This window comes from Pseudomonas sp. LSJ-87 (assembly GCF_032971465.1).
Lineage (GTDB): Bacteria > Pseudomonadota > Gammaproteobacteria > Pseudomonadales > Pseudomonadaceae > Aquipseudomonas > Aquipseudomonas putida_Z.
The window spans coordinates 35,365-56,071 of the sequence record NZ_JAWJYQ010000027.1; the positions used below are offsets into that span (position 1 = coordinate 35,365).

The following is a 20,707-nucleotide window of genomic DNA, read 5'->3' on the forward strand; positions in this document are numbered from 1 at the left end:
AAAAAGCCCGGCGTGATCGCCGGGCTTTTTCAGGTGCGGGGCACTGCAAGCCAGGCTTACAGGATGCTCAGCGGGTACTCCACGATCAGGCGCAGTTCGTCGATCGATGGGGAATCGTAGTAAACGCCATCGGAAGAGCGGTAGGTGGCCTGACGTACGCGGAAGCTCAGGTCTTTCGCCGGGCCGCTCTGCAGTACGTACTTGATATCGACGTCGCGTTCCCATTCCTTGCCGTTGCTGGTGCCGGCGACGTTGGCGTCGGTACCGCGTACATAACGGGTCATGAAGGTCAGGCCCGGGATGCCGTATTCGGCGAAGTTCAGGTCGTAGCGAGCCTGCCAGGATTTCTCGTCTTCGGCGTTGAAGTCGGAACGGGCCACGGAGTTGGCCAGGAAGATGGTGCCGCCACCGTCGATGCCATAGCCATAGTCGCCGTCGCCGGTGACTTTCTGGTAGGCCAGGGTGAAGGTGTGAGCGCCGATATTGTAGGCGCCCGACAGGCTGAACGCGCGGTTGTCCAGCTTGTCGCCATCGAATGCGAGGTAATCGGCCGAGCCTTCGCTCTTGGTGTCATAGATGTTGAAGTCGAACACCAGGCCTTGTTTGTCCGAGATCGGCAGTGCCCAGTTGACGTTGGCGTAGTACTTGCGCCAGTAGTCTTCAACCTTCGAGTAGTACAGGCTGGTGCTGAGGTTGTCGGTGAAGGCGTAGGTACCACCGACCACGTTGGCTTCCTTCAGGCCGAAGCTGTCCCGGTTGGTCTGCTCCTGGGCGGTCAGGCTGGTGAAGTGACCAGCATGCAGGGTCAGGCCCTCGATCTCGTTGCTGGTGATCAGGGTGCCCTGAGCGATTTCTGGCAGCAGGCGGCTGTCGTCAGTGGCGAAGACCGGCAGAGCGGTGAACTGGTCACCCACTTTCAGCACGGTGTCGGAGATGCGGAACTTGACCGCGCCGCCGCCCTTGGAATATTCATCCTGCGCACGACCGTCGGAGTCGTTCGGGAACAGGCCGGTATTGACGCGGCCCCTGCCGCTGTCCAGTTTCAGGCCGAGCATGCCGATGGCATCCACACCCACACCCACGGTGCCCTGGGTGAAGCCGGACTCGAAGGTGCCGAGGAAGCCCAGGCCGGTTTCTTCGCGACGGCTCTGGCCGCCTTCGTTGTTACGGAAGTCACGGCTGAAGTACAGCATGCGGGTCTTGACGTTCAGCTTGCTGTCTTCGATGAAACCTTTGGACTCGTCCTGGGAAGAGGCCAATGCCAACTGCGAGGTCCCTGCCGCAACGGCCAGGGCGATCATGCTCCACTTCATCACGCGCATCGTGATTTGCTCCTTTGGTTTTTAGGAAGAGTACCGCTGCGTCCAAGTGTTTTAGTTATATGGGGCAGCTCTTTCTTGTTATGTCGGCGAAAATGTATAGCACGCTGACTGTTGTTGGCGATATGGGTATAAACATCCTTTTCGGAACTTTTTCACCATGTCGCTTTTGAGTATTTCCATGTCGCAAATCACGCCCCGGTTTAAGGGCCGTACAACACCAGCGCTGTTTCTTTCACCGTAACGAACCTGTAACTACCGATTCCGGTTGGGGAAACTCCCTGGTAACCAATGCCGCTGTTGTTATTTGTCGCGTACACCTGTCGATGCAGATGTCGTGCCGACTTGGCGTGAAAGGAATGCAACAAGCGTGCTCAAAATTCGCAACGCTTCATGAAATTTTCACAAAACCTGCTACCGGGGGTCGGAAAGTGCCGTAAACACGGGGCGGGAGCCGCCTGACGGGGTGTCACAGTCGAGAATCATTAAAATTTGAAAAGCTGTCATGAAAGTCAATGTGTTACCGCAACTTGTTCATGCAGCGTCACCTTTGGGGTGGCAAGTGTGGTGCGAGGTGTACGGGTGGCCTCATTTTGGTGCGAAAAGTAGCGCTGTGTTACCGGGAACGTGCAGGGTATCCTTGCAGGCCTGTTTTCCGCGTGACGCGGGTTGGTTCTGCCTGAAGGAGATTTGCCGTGTTCGTCCTCGATTCGCGTTTGCAGCAGGATTCGCTGGTGCTGGGGGAGTTTGCGCTGTGCCAGTTGCTGCTGAGCAAGGATGCCAACTATCCATGGTTCATCCTGGTGCCCAAGCGCGCCGGCATCAGCGAACTGTTCGAGCTCGATGCTGCGGAGCAGCAGCAGTTGTGGCAGGAAACCACCAGCCTGGCCGGAGCGCTGAAAGCCAGCTACAGCGCCGACAAGATGAACGTGGCCACCCTGGGCAATGTGGTCAGCCAGTTGCACATGCACGTGATCGTGCGCCAGCGCGACGACGCCGCCTGGCCGGCACCGGTGTGGGGCAAGTGCCCGGCGGTGGCCTACACCGACGACCAGGTGCAAGCCATTCGCCAGCGCCTGCGCGGGCTGCAGCTCGCCGGCTACCAGGAGGCCTGACATGTCGCTTGAATCGCGAGTGGTTGAACTGGAAACACGCCAGGCGTTCCAGGATGACACCATCCAGGCGCTGAATGACGTGGTGGTCGAGCAGGGGCGGGTGATCGAGCGGCTGCAGTTGCAGATGGCCGAGCTGATCAAGCGTTACGAAGAGATGGTTGGCCAGTACGGCAGCGAAGGGGACGAGGCGCCACCGCCTCATTATTGATACCTGAACCCCTGCAGGAGCGGGCATGCCCGCTCCTGCAGGGGGTGGTTTCTGCAAGTTGGATCAGCGGCGGGTTACCGCAACCACATCCTCGGCCTGCAGGCCCTTGTCGCGGTGCATCACGGAAAACTCCACGCGCTGGCCTTCCACCAGGATGCGGTGGCCTTCGCCGCGAATGGCGCGAAAGTGCACGAAGATATCATCGCCCGAGTCGCGGGAGATGAAGCCGAAGCCTTTGGACGTGTTGAACCACTTCACGGTACCGGTATCACGATTGCCGGCATCCTGCGCCGCGTGCTGGCTGGCGCGTGCCTTGCGCGGGATGCGGGCAAAGCCCACGGCCAGGTGCACGGCCACGGCCAGCGCCGCGCAGACCAGTGCGGCCAGGTTGCCCATTTCCGGGCGGGCCAGCAGTGTCAGGGTCTGCAGCACCACGGCCACCACCAGCAGGGCACAGGCCAGGTGCTGCAACTGCTGCCGCGCGCCGCGGTAGTACAGTGGCACGACCGGGGCCAGCACCAGGTTGAGCAGGCCGAGCAGGGCAAGGTAGACCGCGTCGGGTTGTTGCAGGAAGGGTGTCGCATCGGTTTTCAGGCTGGGTATGAGCGATAGCAGCAAGGCTGCCACGCCCGTCACCAGATGGACGATCTTGAACATGGGGTTGGCTCACAGTTGATAAGGCCGATCACAGGAAGAGCTGGCAGCACGGTGCGCATGAGGTGTAGAGCGCGAACACGTGGCAGGCCAGCCTATGCACCCGGCAATGACAATCCGCACGGGTGGCACCATGCCTATTTAACAGTAAAGCCGCAGGCTACTCAAACCGCAGGCCGCGACGGGCGATGTGTTGCGCCATGTCACATGCGGCGTGTACCAAGTGTTGCTACAGTGGTCGTCACCTGCTTGGGTCTCAAGCCTTATGGAAAGGGGAACTTCATGGCAATCGATATCGGTATCAGTGAAGAAGATCGCAAGTCCATCGTCGATGGGCTGTCCCGCCTGTTGTCGGATACCTACGTGCTGTATCTGAAAACCCATAACTTCCACTGGAACGTCACCGGTCCGTCGTTCCGCACGCTGCACCTGATGTTCGAAGAGCAGTACAACGAACTGGCGCTGGCGGTCGACTCGATCGCCGAGCGCATTCGCGCTCTGGGCTTTCCGGCGCCGGGGGCTTATGCATTCTATGCGCGGCACTCCTCGATCAAGGAGGAAGAAGGGGTGCCGCCTGCCGACGAGATGATCCGCCAGCTGGTCCAGGGCCAGGAAGCCGTGGTGCGTACCGCGCGCAGCATCTTCCCGGTGGTGGACAAGGTCAGTGACGAGCCGACCGCCGACCTGCTGACCCAGCGCATGCAGGTGCACGAGAAAACCGCCTGGATGCTGCGGGTGCTGCTCGACGGCAAGTAATTGACCAGGGCTGTCACATGGCAATTTGAATGCAGCTTTCTTGTTCAAAATCCGAAAGCTTGCACAAACCTTGTGGGAGCGGGCATGCCCGCGAACACCGGCAAGGCCGGTGCCATCCACCGCGTCGCCTGCTTCGCGGGCTCGCCCGCTCCCACAGGTTTTCCGTCACGCTTACCCATCGAGTGTTTGCGCAGGAAGATTTTGCCGCTGCTTTAAGCTCGCCCATCAGCGCTTCATAGGCCACCTGGTACCTGTGACGAGGAAGTGTGGCGCATGATGCAAGCAAGCAAACGTGTGGCTGGCCAGGGGCGTTGGCCGGGTAAACAGTGCATCGACCCGTTCAAGGCGGATTTCGACATGTTGCAGACCCAGCCGGTGTCACGCTCGGTGCGGCTCAACGGCTTTTCCACCTGCCTGCGGCTGGAAGCCGTCTACTGGGGCATCCTGGAGCGCATCGCCGCGGCCAACCGCTGCTCGGTCAGCGCGGTGCTGTCCTACGTCGACCGCGAGGTACACCTGCGCCAGGGTGGGGTGCGCAACTTCAGCGGGCTGATCAGGGTGATCTGCGTCGCCTGGCTGCTGGACCCGCCAAGTGTGCGCTGATCGCCTGGCGGGCTGCGCAGTGCTTGCTAACCATATATAATCCCGCTTTTTGCTGCCCCGGCAGCCAGCGTTGTGGTTGACGAGAGACACCCATGCCCCTTTATGACTATCAATGTGCATCCTGCGAGCACCGCATGGAAGTGCTGCAGAAGATCAGCGCCGCGCCGCTGACCGATTGCCCGGCCTGCCAGGCGCCGGCGCTGAAGAAGCTGCTGTCGGTGCCAGGCTTCCGCCTGAGCGGTAACGGTTGGTACGAAACCGACTTCAAGACCGGGGCGAAAAAGAATCTGGCAGGCGGCGACAAGGCCGACTGAGTTGAATGCTGTGACCGGGTCTTGCAGTATTAGCCCTCTGCGGGCGGCCAAGGCCTCCACCGAATACACGAATCACGAGAAGCGAAACCACCATCATGATGCGCAGCCATTATTGCGGCCAACTGAACGAGAGCCTGGACGGCCAGGAAGTCACCCTTTGCGGCTGGGTCCATCGTCGCCGCGACCACGGCGGGGTGATCTTCCTCGACATCCGTGACCGCGAAGGCATGGCCCAGGTCGTGTTCGACCCGGATCGCGCCGAAACCTTCGCCGCTGCCGACCGCGTGCGCAGCGAATACGTCGTGCAGATCACCGGCAAGGTCCGCAAGCGCCCTGAAGGTGCGGTGAATGCCAACATGGCTTCCGGCGCCATCGAGATCCTCGGCTACCAGCTGAACGTGCTCAACGAAGCGGAAACCCCGCCGTTCCCGCTGAACGAATACTCCGACGTCGGCGAGGAAACCCGCCTGCGCTACCGCTTCATCGACCTGCGTCGCCCGGAAATGGCCGACAAGCTGCGCCTGCGTTCGCGCATCACCAGCAGCATCCGTCGCTTCCTCGACGAGAATGGCTTCCTCGACGTCGAGACGCCGATCCTGACCCGTGCCACCCCGGAAGGCGCCCGTGACTACCTGGTGCCTAGCCGTACCCACGCCGGTAGCTTCTTCGCCCTGCCGCAGTCGCCGCAGCTGTTCAAGCAGCTGTTGATGGTCGCCGGCTTCGACCGCTACTACCAGATCGCCAAGTGCTTCCGTGACGAAGACCTGCGTGCCGACCGCCAGCCGGAATTCACCCAGATCGACATCGAGACCAGCTTCCTCGATGAAAGCGAGATCATGGGCCTGACCGAAAGCATGATCCGCAAGCTGTTCAAGGAAGTGCTGGACCTGGAATTCGGCGAATTCCCGCACATGACCTTCGAAGAGGCCATGCGCCGCTACGGTTCCGACAAGCCGGACCTGCGTATTCCGCTGGAACTGGTCGACGTTGCCGACCAGCTCAAGGATGTCGACTTCAAGGTGTTCGCCGGCCCGGCCAACGATCCGAAGTGCCGCGTTACCGCCCTGCGCCTGCCAGGCGGCGCCAGCATGCCGCGCAGCAAGATCGACGAGTACACCAAGTTCGTCGGCATCTACGGTGCCAAGGGCCTGGCCTACATCAAGGTCAACGAGCGCGCCAAGGGCGTCGAAGGCCTGCAGTCGCCGATCGTCAAGAACATCCCCGAGGCCAACCTCAACACCATCCTCGACCGCGTTGGCGCCGTTGACGGCGACATCGTGTTCTTCGGTGCCGACAAGTTCAAGGTGGTCAGCGAAGCCCTGGGCGCGCTGCGTATCCGCCTGGGTCACGACTTCGAGCTGCTGACCTGCGAGTGGGCACCGATGTGGGTGGTCGACTTCCCGATGTTCGAAGAGAACGAAGACGGCAGCTTCACCGCGCTGCACCACCCGTTCACCGCGCCGAAGTGCACCCCGGAAGAGCTCGAGGCCAACCCGGCCGTGGCCCTGTCCCGTGCCTACGACATGGTCCTGAACGGTACCGAGCTGGGTGGTGGTTCGATCCGTATCCACCGTAAAGAGATGCAGCAGGCCGTGTTCCGCCTGCTGGGCATCGAGGCGGCAGAACAGGAAGAGAAGTTCGGCTTCCTGCTCGACGCCCTGAAGTTCGGTGCACCGCCTCACGGTGGCCTGGCCTTCGGCCTGGACCGCCTGGTCATGCTGATGACCGGCGCCCAGTCGATCCGTGAAGTGATCGCCTTCCCGAAAACCCAGAGCGCCGCGTGCGTCATGACCCAGGCCCCTGGCATGGTCGACGCCAAGGCCCTGCGCGAGCTGCACATCCGACTGCGCGAACAGACCAAGGTCGAGTAAGCAGTCCCCGGGCGCATCCACATGGATGCGCCTTTGCGTTTCGGCGCAGGCAATTTCCCGTCCCGCCCCGTACAGGGGCGGGGCTGTTTGTGATTCAAAGGATTCGGAGTCGTTATGGCTGGTCATTCCAAGTGGGCGAACATCAAGCACCGCAAAGAGCGCCAGGATGCCAAGAGAGGCAAGATCTTCACCAAGTGGATCCGCGAACTGACGGTCGCTGCCAAGCAGGGTGGTGCTGACCCGGCATCCAACCCGCGCCTGCGTTTGGCGCTGGACAAGGCCCTGGGCGCCAACATGAGCCGCGACATCATCGATCGTGCCGTGGCCCGTGGTGCCGGCACCAACGAAAGCGACAACGTCGAAGAGCTCAGCTACGAAGGTTACGGCCCGGGTGGCGTGGCGATCATGGTCGAGGCCATGACCGACAACCGCAACCGTACCGCCGCTGCCGTGCGTCATGCCTTCACCAAGTGTGGTGGCAACCTGGGCACCGACGGTTCGGTGGCCTACCTGTTCGAGCGCAAGGGGCAGATCAGCTTTGCCCCGGGCGTGGAAGAAGACGCGCTGATGGAAGCGGCGATGGAAGCCGATGCCGATGACGTGGTGGCCAACGACGACGGCTCGTTCGACGTGTTCACCTCGTTCAACAGCTTCTACGCCGTGCGCAATGCCCTGGAAGAGGCGGGCTTCAAGGCCGCTGACGCGGAAATCGTCATGCAGCCGACCACCAGCGCCGAACTCGACCAGGACGGTGCCGAGAAAGTACTCAAGCTGATCGACATGCTCGAAGACCTGGATGACGTGCAGAACGTCTACTCCAATGCCCAGATTTCCGATGAGATCATGGAAAACCTCGGCTAAGGTGTCCTGGCGATCCATGCCAGTTCTTTAAGTTTGTCAGCGCCTGTACCGGCCCTTTCGCGGGTAAACCCGCTCCCACAGGTACTGCACCACATTCAGAGTCGGTGCAGTACCTGTGGGAGCGGGTTTACCCGCGAAAGGGCCGGTACAGTTTGCAGAGATGCATCAATTTTTCGACAGGCACTATGACTCTGATTCTTGGTATCGACCCCGGCTCGCGCATCACCGGCTATGGCGTGGTACGCCAGACCGCCCGTGGTTGCGAGTACGTGGCGTCGGGCTGCATCCGCACCGGCAGCGGCGAGCTGCACGAGCGGTTGCAGATCGTTTTTCGTGGCGTGGGTGAAATCATCGCCCAGCACGGCCCGGTAACCATGGGCATCGAACGGGTGTTCATGGCCCGTAACGCCGACTCGGCGCTCAAGCTCGGCCAGGCCCGTGGCGCGGCCATCGTTGCCGCCGCCGAAGCCGGCCTGGAAATCGCCGAATACAGCGCCACCCAGGTCAAGCAGGCGGTAGCCGGTACCGGTGGGGCCAACAAGGAGCAGGTGATGATGATGGTCATGCACCTGCTGAAACTGACGCAAAAGCCGCAGATCGACGCCTCCGACGCCCTGGCCATCGCCCTGTGCCATGCCCATACCCGCTCCAGCCTGGTGCCGCATGGCCTGGCCACGGCAAGGCGACGCGGCGGGCGCTTGCGTCTGTAGGCGCTTCATGCGCTGATACACATTTTGTTCGGGTGATGCGTTCACCCGCTGCATTTGCTGATAGGGTTGAGCGGTCTTTGACCGGCTCCCCGAGAGGAAGGATCGGAACGTGATTGGACGTTTGCGCGGCACCCTGGCGGAAAAACAGCCGCCGCACCTGATTATCGACGTCAACGGCGTAGGTTACGAACTGGAAGTTCCCATGACCACGCTGTACCGTCTGCCCAAGGTGGGCGAACCCGTAACCGTGCACACCCACCTGGTGGTGCGCGAGGATGCTCACCTGCTCTACGGTTTTGCCGAAAAGCGCGAGCGCGAACTGTTCCGCGAACTCATCCGCCTGAATGGCGTAGGGCCGAAGCTGGCCCTGGCGCTGATGTCCGGGCTGGAAGTGGACGAGCTGGTGCGCTGCGTGCAGGCTCAGGACACCTCGGCCTTGGTGCGCGTGCCCGGTGTTGGCAAGAAAACCGCCGAACGCCTGCTGGTCGAGCTCAAGGACCGCTTCAAGGCTTGGGAAACGTCCCCGGCCATGTTCACCCTGGTCTCCGACGGGCCGCTGCCGGTCGCCAGCGCATCCACGGCCGAAGCCGATGCCGTCAGCGCCCTGGTTTCGCTGGGCTACAAGCCGCAGGAAGCCAGCAAGGCGATCGCCGCGATCAAGGACAAGGCCGGCCTGAGCAGTGAGGAGCTGATCCGCCGCAGCCTGAAAGGGATGATTACCAAGTGATCGAAGCCGACCGCCTGATCGCCGCCAGTGGCCGCGACCGTGAAGAAGTCCAGGACCGTGCGATCCGCCCGCTGCGGCTGGACGAGTACATCGGCCAGCCTGTGGTGCGCGAGCAGATGGCGCTGTTCATCCAGGCCGCCCGTGGCCGCAGCGAGTCGCTCGATCATACGCTGATCTTCGGCCCGCCCGGCCTGGGCAAGACCACCCTGGCCAACATCATTGCCCAGGAAATGGGCGTGTCGGTCAAGAGTACCTCGGGGCCCATCCTCGAGCGCCCGGGCGACCTCGCGGCCATGCTGACCAACCTCGAACCGCACGATGTGCTGTTCATCGACGAGATCCATCGGTTGTCACCGGTCGTCGAAGAGGTGCTGTACCCGGCGATGGAGGACTTCCAGCTCGACATCATGATCGGCGAAGGGCCTGCGGCCCGCTCGATCAAGCTTGACCTGCCGCCGTTCACCCTGGTCGGTGCCACCACCCGTGCCGGCATGCTCACCAACCCGCTGCGGGACCGTTTCGGTATCGTCCAACGCCTGGAGTTCTACAGCGACAAGGACCTGGCCACCATCGTCAGCCGTTCCGCCGGCATCCTCGGCCTGGCCATCGAAGACCAGGGTGCCTACGAGATCGCCCGCCGCGCCCGTGGCACGCCACGTATCGCCAACCGCCTGCTGCGCCGCGTGCGCGACTACGCCGAAGTGCGCGGCAAGGGCCAGATCACCAAGGCCGTTGCCGACATGGCGCTCAACCTGCTGGACGTCGACGAGCGCGGTTTCGACCACTCCGACCGCCGCCTGCTGCTGACCATGATCGAGAAGTTCGACGGTGGCCCGGTCGGCGTGGACAACCTGGCCGCGGCCATCAGTGAAGAGCGCCACACCATCGAGGATGTGCTCGAGCCGTACCTGATCCAGCAAGGCTACATCATGCGCACGCCGCGCGGCCGCGTGGTCACCCGGCATGCCTACCTGCACTTTGGCTTGAACGTGCCCGGGCGCCTGGGGGAGGGTGGGGATTTTTCCGAAACGGGCGATGAGTGACAGATCGAAAACGGCTTTTCGTGGTCCTACCGCTGGCATGCCGAGGGTGCGCTGGCAATAAGACATTAATGAAGAAAAAACAGTTGCCACAGCGGATTGGCAAGCTGAGGAGTAAGCACTAGAGTATGCGCGCGCAAAATGGCCTGGAACCGTTCGCACACCGTTGTCGTGTCTATTACGAAGATACCGATGCCGGTGGCGTGGTGTATTACGTCAATTACCTGAAATTCATGGAGCGCGCGCGTACCGAGCGGCTGCGGCACCTGGGCTTTTCCCAGGCGCAGCTGGCCGAAGACAACCTGCTGTTCGTGGTCCACTCCAGCGAAGCGCGCTATCACGCGCCGGCGCGGCTGGACGACGAGCTGCGGGTCACCGCGCAAGTACTTGAACTCAATCGCGCCAGCCTGCGCTTCGTGCAGCAGGTCTGGCGGGAAAAGGATGAAACGCTGCTCTGCGAAGGGCAGTTCCTGGTGGCCGCCGTGCGCGCCGACACTTTCAAACCCCGAGCCATACCCCCGGAGCTGCGTGACGCCTTTGCGGCGGACGGCTCGGGTACTCAATCGAATGCAGGAGAATAAGCGTGGAAGCTAACGTCGTCGACCATACCTCCATGTGGAGTCTGGTCAGCAATGCCAGTGTGCTGGTACAGCTGGTAATGCTGACCCTGGTGGCCGCCTCGGTCACCTCATGGATCATGATCTTCCAGCGCAGCACCATGCTGCGCGCCGGTCGTCGTGCGCTGGATGCCTTCGAGGAGCGCTTCTGGTCGGGCATCGACCTGTCCAAGCTGTACCGTCAGGCAGGCAGCAACCCAGACCCGGATTCCGGTGTCGAGCAGGTCTTCCGTGCCGGCTTCAAGGAATTCTCGCGCCTGCGCCAGCAGCCGGGCGTTGACCCGGACGCGGTCATGGAGGGTGTTGCCCGTGCCATGCGCGTAGCCATCTCGCGCGAGGAAGAAAAACTCGAGCAGAGCCTGCCGTTCCTGGCCACCGTCGGTTCGACCAGCCCGTACATCGGCCTGTTCGGTACCGTATGGGGCATCATGAACTCCTTCCGCGGCCTGGCCAGCGCCCAGCAGGCCACCCTGGCCACGGTTGCCCCGGGTATCGCCGAAGCGCTGATCGCCACCGCCATCGGCCTGTTCGCGGCAATCCCGGCGGTCATCGCCTACAACCGCTTCTCGGCCCGCAGCGAAGTGCTGATCGGCCGTTACTACACCTTCGCCGACGAGTTCCAGGCGATCCTGCACCGCAAAGTGCACACCAGCGAAGAGTAATCAGGTAGAAGCCCATGGCCCGAGTTCGCCACAAACGCAAGCCCGTCGCCGAGATGAACGTGGTGCCCTACATCGACGTGATGCTGGTACTGCTGGTCATCTTCATGGTGACGGCGCCCATGCTCAACCAGGGCGTGAAGGTAGACCTGCCCAAGGTTTCCAGTGAAGCCTTGCCGCAGGACAACAACGTCCAGATCCTCACCATCTCCATCAAGGCCGACAAGACCTACTACTGGAACCTCGGCAGCGAAGTCGATACCGACAAGCAGATGGACAAGGCCATGACCTTGCCTGCCATGACCGACGCGGTGACCAAGATCATTGCCGCCGGCCGTGACCAGGGCAAGCAGACCCAGGTGTTCATTCGTGGCGACAAGGCTGTCGACTATGGCGCGGTCATGGGTGCCATGGGCGGGTTGCAGAAGGCCGGTGTCGGTAACGTTGGCCTGATTACCGAGGCGCCCTGATGCAACAGCGAGAGCCATCCGCCTCGGAAAGCTACTTCTGGCCCAGTATCTGGGCCATCGGCCTGCATGTGCTGGTGTTCGCCCTGCTGTTCGTCAGTTTTGCCATGACGCCTGAGCTGCCGCCATCCAAGCCGATCGTCCAGGCTACCCTGTACCAGCTCAAGTCCAAGAGCCAGGCGACCACCCAGACCAATCAGAAGATTGCCGGGGAAGCGAAGAAAACCGCTTCGCGCCAGACCGAGGTCGAGCAGCTGGAACAGAAGAAGGTCGAGCAGGATGCCGTGAAGGCCGCGGAACAAAAGAAAGCCGACGCCGCTCAAAAGGCCGAAGAGGCTCGCGAGGCCGCCGAAGCCAAGAAAGCCGAGGCAGCTGCCGAAGCCGCCGAGGCCAAGAAAGCCGCCGAAGCCAAGAAGGCCGAAGAGGCGAAGAAGGCTGCCGAGAAGCAGCAGGCCGACATCGCCAAGAAGAAGGCCGAGGAAGAAAAGAAAAAAGCCGAAGAAGAGGCCAAGAAAGAGGCCGCTGAAGAGGCGAAGAAACAAGCCGCCGAGGACGCCAAGAAAAAGGCGGCCGAAGAGGCCAAGAAGAAAGCAGCCGAGGACGCCAAGAAGAAAGCGGTAGCCGAGGAAGCGAAGAAGAAGGCAGCTGAAGAGGCCAAGAAAAAGGCCGCTGCAGATGCCCAGAAGAAAAAGGCACAGGAAGCGGCCCGCAAGGCGGCGGAAGACAAGAAAGCCCAGGCCCTGGCCGAGCTGTTGTCCGACACCACCGAACGGCAGCAGGCGCTGGCCGACGAGCAGGGTGACCAGGTGGCCGGCGACTTCGACGACCTGATCCGCATGCGCGCGGCCGAGGGCTGGGCACGTCCGCCTTCCGCGCGCAAGGGCATGACGGTGGTCCTGCAGATCAACATGTTGCCGGACGGTACCATCACCAGCGTCAGCGTGGCCCGGTCCAGTGGTGACGGCCCGTACGACAGCTCGGCGGTGGCAGCAGTGAAGAACATCGGTCGTCTGACCGAGATGCAGGGTATGAAGCCGAGCGATTTCAACCAATATCGTTCGTTCAAGATGACATTTACACCTGAGGATCTAGCGTTGTGATTAAACGTCTGAGAGGACTGCTGGTCATGCTGTGCTGCGTGGCAGGCATGGCCGTGGCAGAGGAAAAGAACATCCTGGTCACCAGCGGCAGCGACCGGGCCACGCCCATCGCGGTAGTGCCGTTCGGTCTGCAGGGCGGCAGCGTGCTGCCGGAAGACATGGCCGACATCATCGGCAACGACCTGCGCAACTCCGGCTACTACTCGCCGATTCCGCGGCAGAACATGATCAGCCAGCCGTCGCAGGCCAGCGAAGTGATCTTCCGTGACTGGAAAGCGCTGGGCGCGCAGTACGTGATGGTCGGCAGCATCGTGCCGTCGGGCGGTCGCCTGCAGGTACAGTACGCGCTGTTCAACGTCGCCACCGAGCAGCAGGTGCTGACCGGTAGCGTGGCGGGCAGCGTCGACCAGCTGCGCGACATGGCGCACTACATTGCCGACCAGTCGTTCGAGAAGCTCACTGGCATCAAGGGTGCGTTCTCCACCCGCATGCTGTACGTGACGGCCGAGCGCTTCTCCACCAACAACACCCGCTATACCTTGCAGCGTTCGGACTACGACGGTGCACGTGCAGTTACCCTGCTGCAATCGCGTGAACCGATCCTGTCGCCACGCTTTGCTCCGGATGGCAAGCGCATCGCCTATGTTTCGTTCGAGCAGAAGCGCCCGCGCATCTTCGTCCAGCACATCGATACCGGTCGCCGCGAGCAGGTCACCAACTTCGAAGGCCTGAACGGTGCGCCAGCCTGGTCGCCGGATGGCACGCGCCTGGCGTTCGTGCTGTCGAAGGACGGCAACCCGGACATCTACGTGATGAACGTGGCTTCGCGCCAGATCAGCCGTGTCACCGCCGGCCCGGGCATCAACACCGAGCCGTTCTGGGGCAAGGATGGCAACACCCTGTACTTCACCTCCGACCGTGGCGGCAAGCCGCAGATCTACAAGCAGTCGGTCGGTGGCGGTGGTGCCGAGCGTGTAACTTTCGTGGGTAACTACAACGCCAACCCGAAACTGTCGGCGGACGAAAAGACCCTGGTGATGATCCATCGCCAGCAGGGCTTCACCAACTTCAAAGTTGCGGCCCAGGATTTGCAACGCGGAAGTGTAAAGATTCTCTCGGAAACGAGTCTTGATGAGTCTCCCACTGTTGCGCCAAACGGCACCATGCTAATCTACGCCACCCGCCAGCAGGGCCGGGGAGTCTTGATGCTCGTGTCGCTTAATGGCCGCGTGAGGCTCCCACTTCCTACCGCTCAAGGCGAAGTCAGAGAACCGTCCTGGTCCCCTTACCTGAACTGATTGCGGCGTAATACTTTTGCTTAACACACTGGGGTTTCATTAGGAGTTTCACGATGGAAATGCTGAAGTTTGGTAAATTTGCTGCGCTGGCTCTGGCCATGGCCGTAGCTGTAGGTTGCTCCTCGAAGGGCGGTGACAACGCAGGCGAAGGCGCTGCCGTAGATCCGAACGCTGGCTACGGTGCCAACACTGGCGCTGTTGACGGCTCCCTGAGCGAAGAAGCTGCCCTGCGCGCAATCACCACCTTCTACTTCGAATACGACAGCTCGGACCTGAAGCCAGAAGCCATGCGCGCTCTGGACGTTCACGCCAAGGACCTGAAAGCCAACGGCAACCGCGTTGTCCTGGAAGGCAACACCGACGAGCGCGGCACCCGCGAGTACAACATGGCTCTGGGTGAGCGTCGTGCCAAGGCCGTCCAGCGCTACCTGGTTCTGCAGGGCGTTTCCCCTGCTCAGCTGGAACTGGTCTCCTACGGTGAAGAGCGTCCGGTTGCCACTGGCAACGACGAGCAGTCCTGGGCTCAGAACCGTCGCGTAGAACTGCGTAAGTAAGTTCTTATGCGTATGTGCCGCCGTGTAGTAACCGTCCTCGCACTCAGCCTGCCGCTCGCGGCCTGGGCTGAGGTCCCTGTAGTTGATGACAACGCAGGCAGCTATCCGCCTGCGGGTTATGGCACGAGCGGCGCCTATGCCGGGTCAGGGGCTTCGGCCCCTGCCTCTGCACAGGGCCAGCTGTTCATGCAGCTGCAACAGATGCAGGATCAGCTTTCCCGCCAGCAAGGCATCATCGAAGAGCTGCAGAACGATGTGTCGCGCATGAAGCAGGAAAACCTGGAGCGTTATCAGGACCTGGACCGTCGCATCAACAGTGGCGCCGCGCCTGCCGCGACCCCTGACAATTCCTCCGGTGGTGGTGCATCCAATGCCGCCCCCGATGCAGCAGCAGGTGCTGCTGCGCAACAACCGGCCGCCAGTAGCGAGCCTGGTGATCCGGCGAAAGAAAAGCTCTACTACGATGCCGCTTTCGACCTGATCAAGCAGAAAGACTTCGACAAGGCCAGCCAGGCGTTCAACGCCTTCCTGCGCAAGTACCCCAACAGCCAGTACGCCGGCAATGCCCAGTACTGGTTGGGTGAAGTGAACCTGGCCAAGGGCGACCTGCCGGCTGCCAGCCAGGCCTTCGCCCAGGTCAGCCAGAAGTATCCGAAGCACAGCAAGGTGCCGGATTCGCTGTACAAGCTGGCCGACGTCGAGCGCCGCATGGGCCACACCGACAAGGTCAAGGGTATCCTGCAGCAGGTCATCACCCAGTACCCCGGCACCTCGGCCGCGCAACTGGCTCAGCGTGACCTGCAGAAGCTCTAAGCAGTACCGCTTGAAAGAAACCCGCGCTTGTCGCGGGTTTTTTCGTTAGAATCACTGCCCTTTTTTCGTAAACACGCTGCTGCGGATAACGCTATGTCGAGTCCGCGACAGTGCCTGACGGAGGCGGGCAGCCTGTTTAGCTGTCACGCCCGTGGCGAGCATGCAAGACACATTACGCATCACCGAAGTCTTTTACTCCTTGCAGGGTGAAACGCGAACGGCTGGGTTGCCCACGGTATTCGTGCGCCTCACCGGTTGCCCCCTGCGCTGCCAGTACTGTGACAGTGCCTATGCCTTCAGTGGCGGTACCGTCCGCACCCTCGATTCGATCCTTGAGCAGGTCGCCGGCTTCAAGCCGCGCTACGTCTGCGTCACCGGTGGCGAGCCATTGGCCCAGCCCAACGCCTTGCCGCTGTTGCAGCGCCTGTGTGACGCCGGTTACGAGGTGTCGCTGGAAACCAGCGGCGCGCTGGATATTGCCGGCACCGATACCCGCGTCAGCCGCGTGGTCGACCTGAAGACCCCTGGCTCCGAAGAGTCGCACCGTAACCGCTACGAGAACATCGAGCAGCTGACCCGCAACGACCAGGTCAAGTTCGTCATCTGTTCCCGCGAGGACTACGACTGGGCGGTCTCCAAGCTGATCCAGTACAACCTGGCCGAGCGTGCCGGCGAGGTACTGTTCTCGCCCAGCCACCACCAGGTGAACGCCAGCGAGCTGGCGGACTGGATCGTCGCCGACAACCTGCCCGTACGTTTCCAGCTGCAGCTGCACAAGCTGCTGTGGAACGACGAACCCGGACGTTGATTGAGGAGCAAGCACACATGACCGACAAACGCGCAGTAATCCTGTTGTCCGGCGGCCTGGACTCGGCCACCGTGGTCGCCATGGCCAAGGCCGAAGGCTACAGCTGCTACACCATGAGTTTCGACTACGGCCAGCGCCACCGCGCCGAACTGAACGCCGCCGCCCGCGTTGCCCGCGACCTGGGTGTGGTCGAGCACAAGGTGATTGGCCTGAACCTGGACGGCATCGGCGGTTCGGCTTTGACCGACAGTAGCATCGAAGTGCCGGAAACCCCGGGTGAAGGCATCCCGGTCACCTACGTGCCGGCGCGCAACACCGTGTTCCTGTCCCTGGCCCTGGGCTGGGCAGAGGTGCTGGAAGCCCGTGACATCTTCATTGGTGTGAATGCCGTGGATTACTCCGGCTACCCCGATTGCCGCCCCGAGTTCGTCGAAGCCTTCGAGCGCATGGCCAACCTGGCGACCAAGGCTGGCGTCGAAGGGCAGGGCTTCCGCATCCAGGCGCCGCTGCAGAACATGAGCAAGGCGCAGATCGTGCAGGCCGGTATGGCTCGCGGCGTGGACTACAGCCTGACCGTTTCCTGCTACCAGGCCGACGATGACGGCCGTGCCTGCGGCAAATGCGACAGTTGTCGCCTGCGTGCCGACGGCTTCAAGGCCGCCGGAGTCGAAGATCCGACGCGGTATTTTTGAAAAAAGTTTGATGGGGTGTTGATTTCCCGTTAGAAATCAGTATTATACGCGCCATCCAACGGGTCGTTAGCTCAGTTGGTAGAGCAGTTGGCTTTTAACCAATTGGTCGTAGGTTCGAATCCTACACGACCCACCATACGCAGTACGTCAAAGCCCGCTACCGGCAACGGTGGCGGGCTTTTTCGTTTTCGGCTGCTTGTACTGGCCTCATCGCCGGCAAGCCAGCTCCCACAGGGCTTGCGCATGACTCGAGGCTAATGCGGACGAGGTGGGAGCTGGCTTGCCGGCGAAAGGGGCGCAAAGCGCCCCCAGGCTTATTCAGCCCACTCTGGATCCCCGGTAAATACCACGGTCAGCCAACGGTCCGGACCTTCACCACCCACGGCATCACCGATCTCGTTACGCCACGCATCCCATTCATCGATGGTTTTCGCGGCCATGGCCTTCGGCACGATGAAATACAGTTCGATCTCCCGCGAGCGCCCGACCTTGGCCACGTAGGCGCGGTACGACTGCAACCCATGGCGTGCGACGAAGGCCTTGGCGACTTCATCCACGTGCAGCTTGAGGTCGCCAGGGGTCACCAGGAAAATTTCCGAAAGGGCCTGGCGCACCACCGACATCGGTAACGGCACGATCACCAGGCAGACCAGCGCCAGCACCGCCGGGTCGATATACGGCGACACCCACTCCAGCGATGTGCCCTGCACCGCATAGCCAAAGCAGAAGGCGATCAGCAGCGCGGCGGTGATGCTGGCCGACATTACCCAGCCCTTGACGTCCATGCGTACGAAATCCGAGCCCAGCTTGCGGTTGGCGCGGGCCTCGACAATGGCGATGGTCACGCAGGCGATCACGGTCAGTACCGCGTAGACCATGGCGATGCCGAACTCCAGGTGACGCCCGCCTTGCAGCAGGCTGCTGACGGCGTTGATCAGCGCATAGATGGCCACGCCGCTGAGCAGGATGCCGTTGAGCGCCAGCACCATGGGCTCCAGGTGCCAGAAGCCCATGGTGAAGCGCTCGCGCAACTTGCGTGACATTTGCACGCTGGTGGTGTGCGCGGTAATCAGCCTGACCACCACCAGCGACAGCCCGCTCATGCTGGCATCGACCAGCGAATAGACGCCGTCGAACACGATGGAGAACGAGCCGGAGGCCAGGCCGAAGGCGATGCCGATGATGGCGATGAAGAGGGTGACGGCGATCGAGGTGCGTAACAGGCCCTGTTCGCTGGTGATGTCGAAGACGGAAGATCTGGTTGGGGTTTGCATGATTGTGCTCGGTAAATAGCCCTGCTGCTATGTTGTATGTGCTGGCCTCTTCGCGGGTAAACCCGCTCCCACAGGGTTATGCTCTGACCTTGAAGGCAGCGCCGGACCTTGTGGGAGCGGGTTCACCCGCGAAGAGGCCCTGACAGGTTAGACGCGGAACTGCTCCATCAGCGCCTGCTGCTGGTTGGCCAGCCGGTTCAGGGCCTGGCTGATCCGCGCTGACTCATCGGCCTGGCCTGCCAGCGATTCGGTCACATCGCGAATGCCGGCCACATTACGGTTCACCTCTTCGGCTACGGCGCTCTGCTCTTCAGCCGCCGAGGCAATCTGCAGGTTCATGTCGCTGATCACCGCCACTGCCTCGCCAATACGTTGTAGCGCCGGCAACGCCTGTTCCATCCGCGCGGCGCTGTCCTGGGCCTGGCGCTGGCCTTCGTGCATGGCACCCACCACATCCTGGGTGCCTTGCTGCAAGCCTTCGATGACCTGGCGAATTTCCTCCACCGACACCTGGGTGCGCTGGGCCAGGCCACGCACTTCATCGGCCACCACGGCAAAACCACGCCCGGCTTCGCCTGCACGGGCGGCTTCGATGGCGGCGTTGAGTGCCAGCAGGTTGGTTTGCTCGGCAATGGTGCGGATCACTTCCAGCACCGAACCGATCTGCCCGCTGCGGCCTTCCAGCGCGCGTGCCTCGCCCATGGCGGTGTTCATGCCGGCGGCCAGGCGGTCGATGCCCTGGCGGGTGCTGTCGATCAGTTGCAGGCCCTCGCGGCTGGCTTGGTCGGCAGCGCGTGCGGCCTGGGCCGCCTGCGAAGCGTTATGGGCGACATCCAGAGCGGTGGCGCTCATTTCATTGGCGGCGGTGGCCACCTGTTCGATCTCACGGTGCTGTTGCTGCATGCCGTTGCTGGTCTGGCTGGCGATGGCTGCCGACTGGTCGGCGGTGCCGCGGGCTTCCTGCAGTGAGCCTTTGACCTGGGCTATGACCGGCTGCAGTTTGTCGAGAAAACGGTTGAACCAACCGGTGAGTTGGCCCAGTTCGTCCTGGCGGGCATAGTCCAGGCGGCGGGTGAGGTCGCCTTCGCCGCTGGCGATGTCTTCCAGGCGCGCGGCCACGGCCAGGATTGGCCGGGTCACCCCGCGCGCGGTCAGCCACACCAGCAGCAAACCGACTACCGCAGCGCCCAGGCCAACCAGCAGGCTGGTGAGGTTGGCGCTGTGGTTGTGCGCATCCAGGCGCTGGTTGAGGGCGACGGCAGGCGCCTGCAGCACGCTTTCCGGCAGTTCCAGCAATACCTGCCAAGGGGCGGCATCAGGGATTGGCGTGAACGGATGGGCAACACGCAGCAGGCCGTCGGCTACCGCCTTGTCCATGGGCTCGCCGAGCTTGCTGTCGTCGCGGCTGTTGCCGGCCAGCAGGCCGGCCGCGCTGGCGATACTGACCTGGCCCTGGCCATCGAACAGCTCCCGGCGGCCGTCCAGGCTCAGCTGTTGCAGGTTGGCCAGGCCGATGTCCAGGCCGACCACGCCGACCACCTTGCCGTGCTCCAGCAGCGGCAGGGCGATGCTGGTCATCAGCACCTGGCGGCCATTCACTTCGTCGAGGTATGGCTCGAGCATGCAGGTTCTGGCAGTGTCCTGCGGGCAGGTCAGCCAGCGGTTCTTCGCCACACCGTTGCTGCCGATGCTGGCGTCACCGAGCATCGATTCCGGCATGGCTTCAAGCTCCAGGGTGCCGGGGCGGGGTTGTGACCAGTACAGCGAGAAGCGCCCGCTCTCATTGCTGCCCATTGCATCCTGGCCGAGGTACTGGTTGTCCGGGTCCAGGGCGTTGGGCTGGAACACCAGGTACAGGCCGATCACATCCGGGTTGCCGGCCAGGCTGGCTCGGGCCTGGCGCGTCAGTTCGGCGCGCAGGTCGTTGCCGCCACGGGCCTTGAGCACCTGCACCAGGCGGGCAAAGCCATTGCCGTACTGGTAGGCGTCCATGAAATAGCGCTGGATGCGCAGGGCCTGGGTTTCGGCATGGGCCTGCAGGCGCAGGCGTGCGCTGCTGTCGAGCATTTCGGTGTTGGCCTGGTTGACCAATGCCGCGCTGCGCCGCGCCTGGGCCAGCGATGTGGTTACCAGCAGGGCGACAATGGCCAGCAGGCACAGGCCGGCGAGCAGGGTGATCTTCCACTGGATGGAGAGGCGACGCAGCGGCATGAGGGCTTTCCTTTTCGATCAAATGCAACGCCCGCG

Annotated in this window: 23 protein-coding genes, 1 tRNA gene and 1 pseudogene; 20 read left to right on the forward strand and 5 right to left on the reverse strand. The window is 62.3% G+C overall.

Annotated features, from left to right (window positions below; translation table 11 throughout):
- Positions 1-56: 56 nt before the first annotated feature.
- On the reverse strand, positions 57-1,322 hold the full coding sequence (locus tag RYH74_RS17285; protein ID WP_075046061.1) for an OprD family porin: 1,266 nt from the start codon (positions 1,320-1,322) through the stop codon (positions 57-59).
- Between the two features lie 692 nt (positions 1,323-2,014).
- Between RYH74_RS17285 and RYH74_RS17290 the strand changes: the two genes are divergently transcribed.
- Together RYH74_RS17290 and RYH74_RS17295 are read left to right on the forward strand one after the other, a co-directional pair.
- Positions 2,015-2,434 carry an HIT family protein gene (locus tag RYH74_RS17290; protein WP_286100375.1) on the forward strand — a complete coding sequence of 140 codons (420 nt, stop codon included), beginning with the start codon at positions 2,015-2,017 and terminating at the stop codon, positions 2,432-2,434.
- A gap of 1 nt (position 2,435) precedes the next feature.
- Entirely contained in the window at positions 2,436-2,642 is a 207-nt protein-coding gene (locus RYH74_RS17295; RefSeq protein WP_025340266.1) for a SlyX family protein, read from the forward strand.
- 63 nt (positions 2,643-2,705) lie between these two features.
- On the opposite strand, the gene RYH74_RS17300 is transcribed toward RYH74_RS17295, so the two are convergent.
- Complete coding sequence (locus tag RYH74_RS17300; RefSeq protein ID WP_025340265.1) at positions 2,706-3,299, reverse strand: cold-shock protein; 594 nt, start codon at positions 3,297-3,299, stop codon at positions 2,706-2,708.
- A 279-nt stretch (positions 3,300-3,578) separates the two neighbouring features.
- Between RYH74_RS17300 and RYH74_RS17305 the strand changes: the two genes are divergently transcribed.
- The 18 genes from RYH74_RS17305 (at position 3,579) to RYH74_RS17390 (ending at position 17,322) form a co-directional block, all read left to right on the forward strand.
- A complete protein-coding gene (locus tag RYH74_RS17305; RefSeq protein WP_025340264.1) occupies positions 3,579-4,052 on the forward strand; it encodes a Dps family protein in 474 nt (157 codons plus the stop codon).
- 273 nt (positions 4,053-4,325) lie between these two features.
- Complete coding sequence (locus RYH74_RS17310) at positions 4,326-4,655, forward strand: ribbon-helix-helix domain-containing protein (protein ID WP_024087590.1); 330 nt, start codon at positions 4,326-4,328, stop codon at positions 4,653-4,655.
- A gap of 92 nt (positions 4,656-4,747) precedes the next feature.
- Entirely contained in the window at positions 4,748-4,969 is a 222-nt protein-coding gene (locus tag RYH74_RS17315; protein ID WP_003254776.1) for an FmdB family zinc ribbon protein, read from the forward strand.
- A 95-nt stretch (positions 4,970-5,064) separates the two neighbouring features.
- Positions 5,065-6,840, forward strand: a complete 1,776-nt coding sequence (aspS, locus tag RYH74_RS17320; protein ID WP_025340263.1) for an aspartate--tRNA ligase — start codon at positions 5,065-5,067, stop codon at positions 6,838-6,840.
- Positions 6,841-6,954: 114 nt separating this feature from the next.
- Entirely contained in the window at positions 6,955-7,701 is a 747-nt protein-coding gene (locus RYH74_RS17325; RefSeq protein ID WP_013973810.1) for a YebC/PmpR family DNA-binding transcriptional regulator, read from the forward strand.
- Between the two features lie 185 nt (positions 7,702-7,886).
- Positions 7,887-8,411: a crossover junction endodeoxyribonuclease RuvC gene (gene ruvC, locus RYH74_RS17330; RefSeq protein ID WP_004375291.1), complete on the forward strand. Its 525-nt coding sequence runs from the start codon at positions 7,887-7,889 to the stop codon at positions 8,409-8,411.
- A gap of 109 nt (positions 8,412-8,520) precedes the next feature.
- Positions 8,521-9,138, forward strand: coding sequence for a Holliday junction branch migration protein RuvA (gene ruvA, locus RYH74_RS17335; protein WP_015271473.1), 618 nt, complete (start codon positions 8,521-8,523; stop codon positions 9,136-9,138).
- Positions 9,135-10,181, forward strand: coding sequence for a Holliday junction branch migration DNA helicase RuvB (gene ruvB, locus RYH74_RS17340; protein WP_004375289.1), 1,047 nt, complete (start codon positions 9,135-9,137; stop codon positions 10,179-10,181). Before ruvA ends, ruvB begins: the two co-directional genes overlap by 4 nt.
- A gap of 125 nt (positions 10,182-10,306) precedes the next feature.
- Positions 10,307-10,759 carry a tol-pal system-associated acyl-CoA thioesterase gene (ybgC, locus tag RYH74_RS17345; RefSeq protein WP_015271472.1) on the forward strand — a complete coding sequence of 151 codons (453 nt, stop codon included), beginning with the start codon at positions 10,307-10,309 and terminating at the stop codon, positions 10,757-10,759.
- A 2-nt stretch (positions 10,760-10,761) separates the two neighbouring features.
- The gene (gene tolQ / locus RYH74_RS17350) at positions 10,762-11,457 is read left to right on the forward strand and encodes a protein TolQ (RefSeq protein ID WP_139657458.1); all 696 of its coding nucleotides are present in this window, start codon (positions 10,762-10,764) and stop codon (positions 11,455-11,457) included.
- A 14-nt stretch (positions 11,458-11,471) separates the two neighbouring features.
- Positions 11,472-11,924, forward strand: a complete 453-nt coding sequence (gene tolR, locus RYH74_RS17355) for a protein TolR (RefSeq protein ID WP_003254760.1) — start codon at positions 11,472-11,474, stop codon at positions 11,922-11,924.
- Entirely contained in the window at positions 11,924-13,021 is a 1,098-nt protein-coding gene (gene tolA / locus RYH74_RS17360) for a cell envelope integrity protein TolA (protein ID WP_317409818.1), read from the forward strand. Before tolR ends, tolA begins: the two co-directional genes overlap by 1 nt.
- A 26-nt stretch (positions 13,022-13,047) precedes the next feature.
- Positions 13,048-14,319: a Tol-Pal system beta propeller repeat protein TolB gene (gene tolB, locus RYH74_RS17365; protein WP_038408273.1), complete on the forward strand. Its 1,272-nt coding sequence runs from the start codon at positions 13,048-13,050 to the stop codon at positions 14,317-14,319.
- Between the two features lie 53 nt (positions 14,320-14,372).
- Positions 14,373-14,873, forward strand: coding sequence for a peptidoglycan-associated lipoprotein Pal (gene pal, locus RYH74_RS17370; protein ID WP_003254755.1), 501 nt, complete (start codon positions 14,373-14,375; stop codon positions 14,871-14,873).
- 6 nt (positions 14,874-14,879) lie between these two features.
- The gene (gene ybgF / locus RYH74_RS17375; RefSeq protein WP_004375252.1) at positions 14,880-15,686 is read left to right on the forward strand and encodes a tol-pal system protein YbgF; all 807 of its coding nucleotides are present in this window, start codon (positions 14,880-14,882) and stop codon (positions 15,684-15,686) included.
- A gap of 160 nt (positions 15,687-15,846) precedes the next feature.
- Positions 15,847-16,494: a 7-carboxy-7-deazaguanine synthase QueE gene (gene queE / locus RYH74_RS17380; RefSeq protein ID WP_015271468.1), complete on the forward strand. Its 648-nt coding sequence runs from the start codon at positions 15,847-15,849 to the stop codon at positions 16,492-16,494.
- 17 nt (positions 16,495-16,511) lie between these two features.
- A complete protein-coding gene (gene queC, locus RYH74_RS17385; protein ID WP_317409819.1) occupies positions 16,512-17,186 on the forward strand; it encodes a 7-cyano-7-deazaguanine synthase QueC in 675 nt (224 codons plus the stop codon).
- 60 nt (positions 17,187-17,246) lie between these two features.
- Positions 17,247-17,322: transfer RNA gene (locus RYH74_RS17390), tRNA-Lys, on the forward strand.
- 178 nt (positions 17,323-17,500) lie between these two features.
- Here RYH74_RS17390 and RYH74_RS17395 read toward each other — a convergent pair.
- The 3 genes and pseudogenes from RYH74_RS17395 to RYH74_RS26550 all read right to left on the reverse strand — a co-directional run.
- Entirely contained in the window at positions 17,501-18,460 is a 960-nt protein-coding gene (locus RYH74_RS17395; protein WP_317409820.1) for a cation diffusion facilitator family transporter, read from the reverse strand.
- A 147-nt stretch (positions 18,461-18,607) separates the two neighbouring features.
- Positions 18,608-19,363: a methyl-accepting chemotaxis protein gene (locus tag RYH74_RS26545; protein ID WP_371858046.1), complete on the reverse strand. Its 756-nt coding sequence runs from the start codon at positions 19,361-19,363 to the stop codon at positions 18,608-18,610.
- Between the two features lie 102 nt (positions 19,364-19,465).
- A pseudogene (locus RYH74_RS26550) lies at positions 19,466-20,671 on the reverse strand (HAMP domain-containing protein); the annotation flags it as partial.
- Positions 20,672-20,707 lie beyond the last annotated feature (36 nt).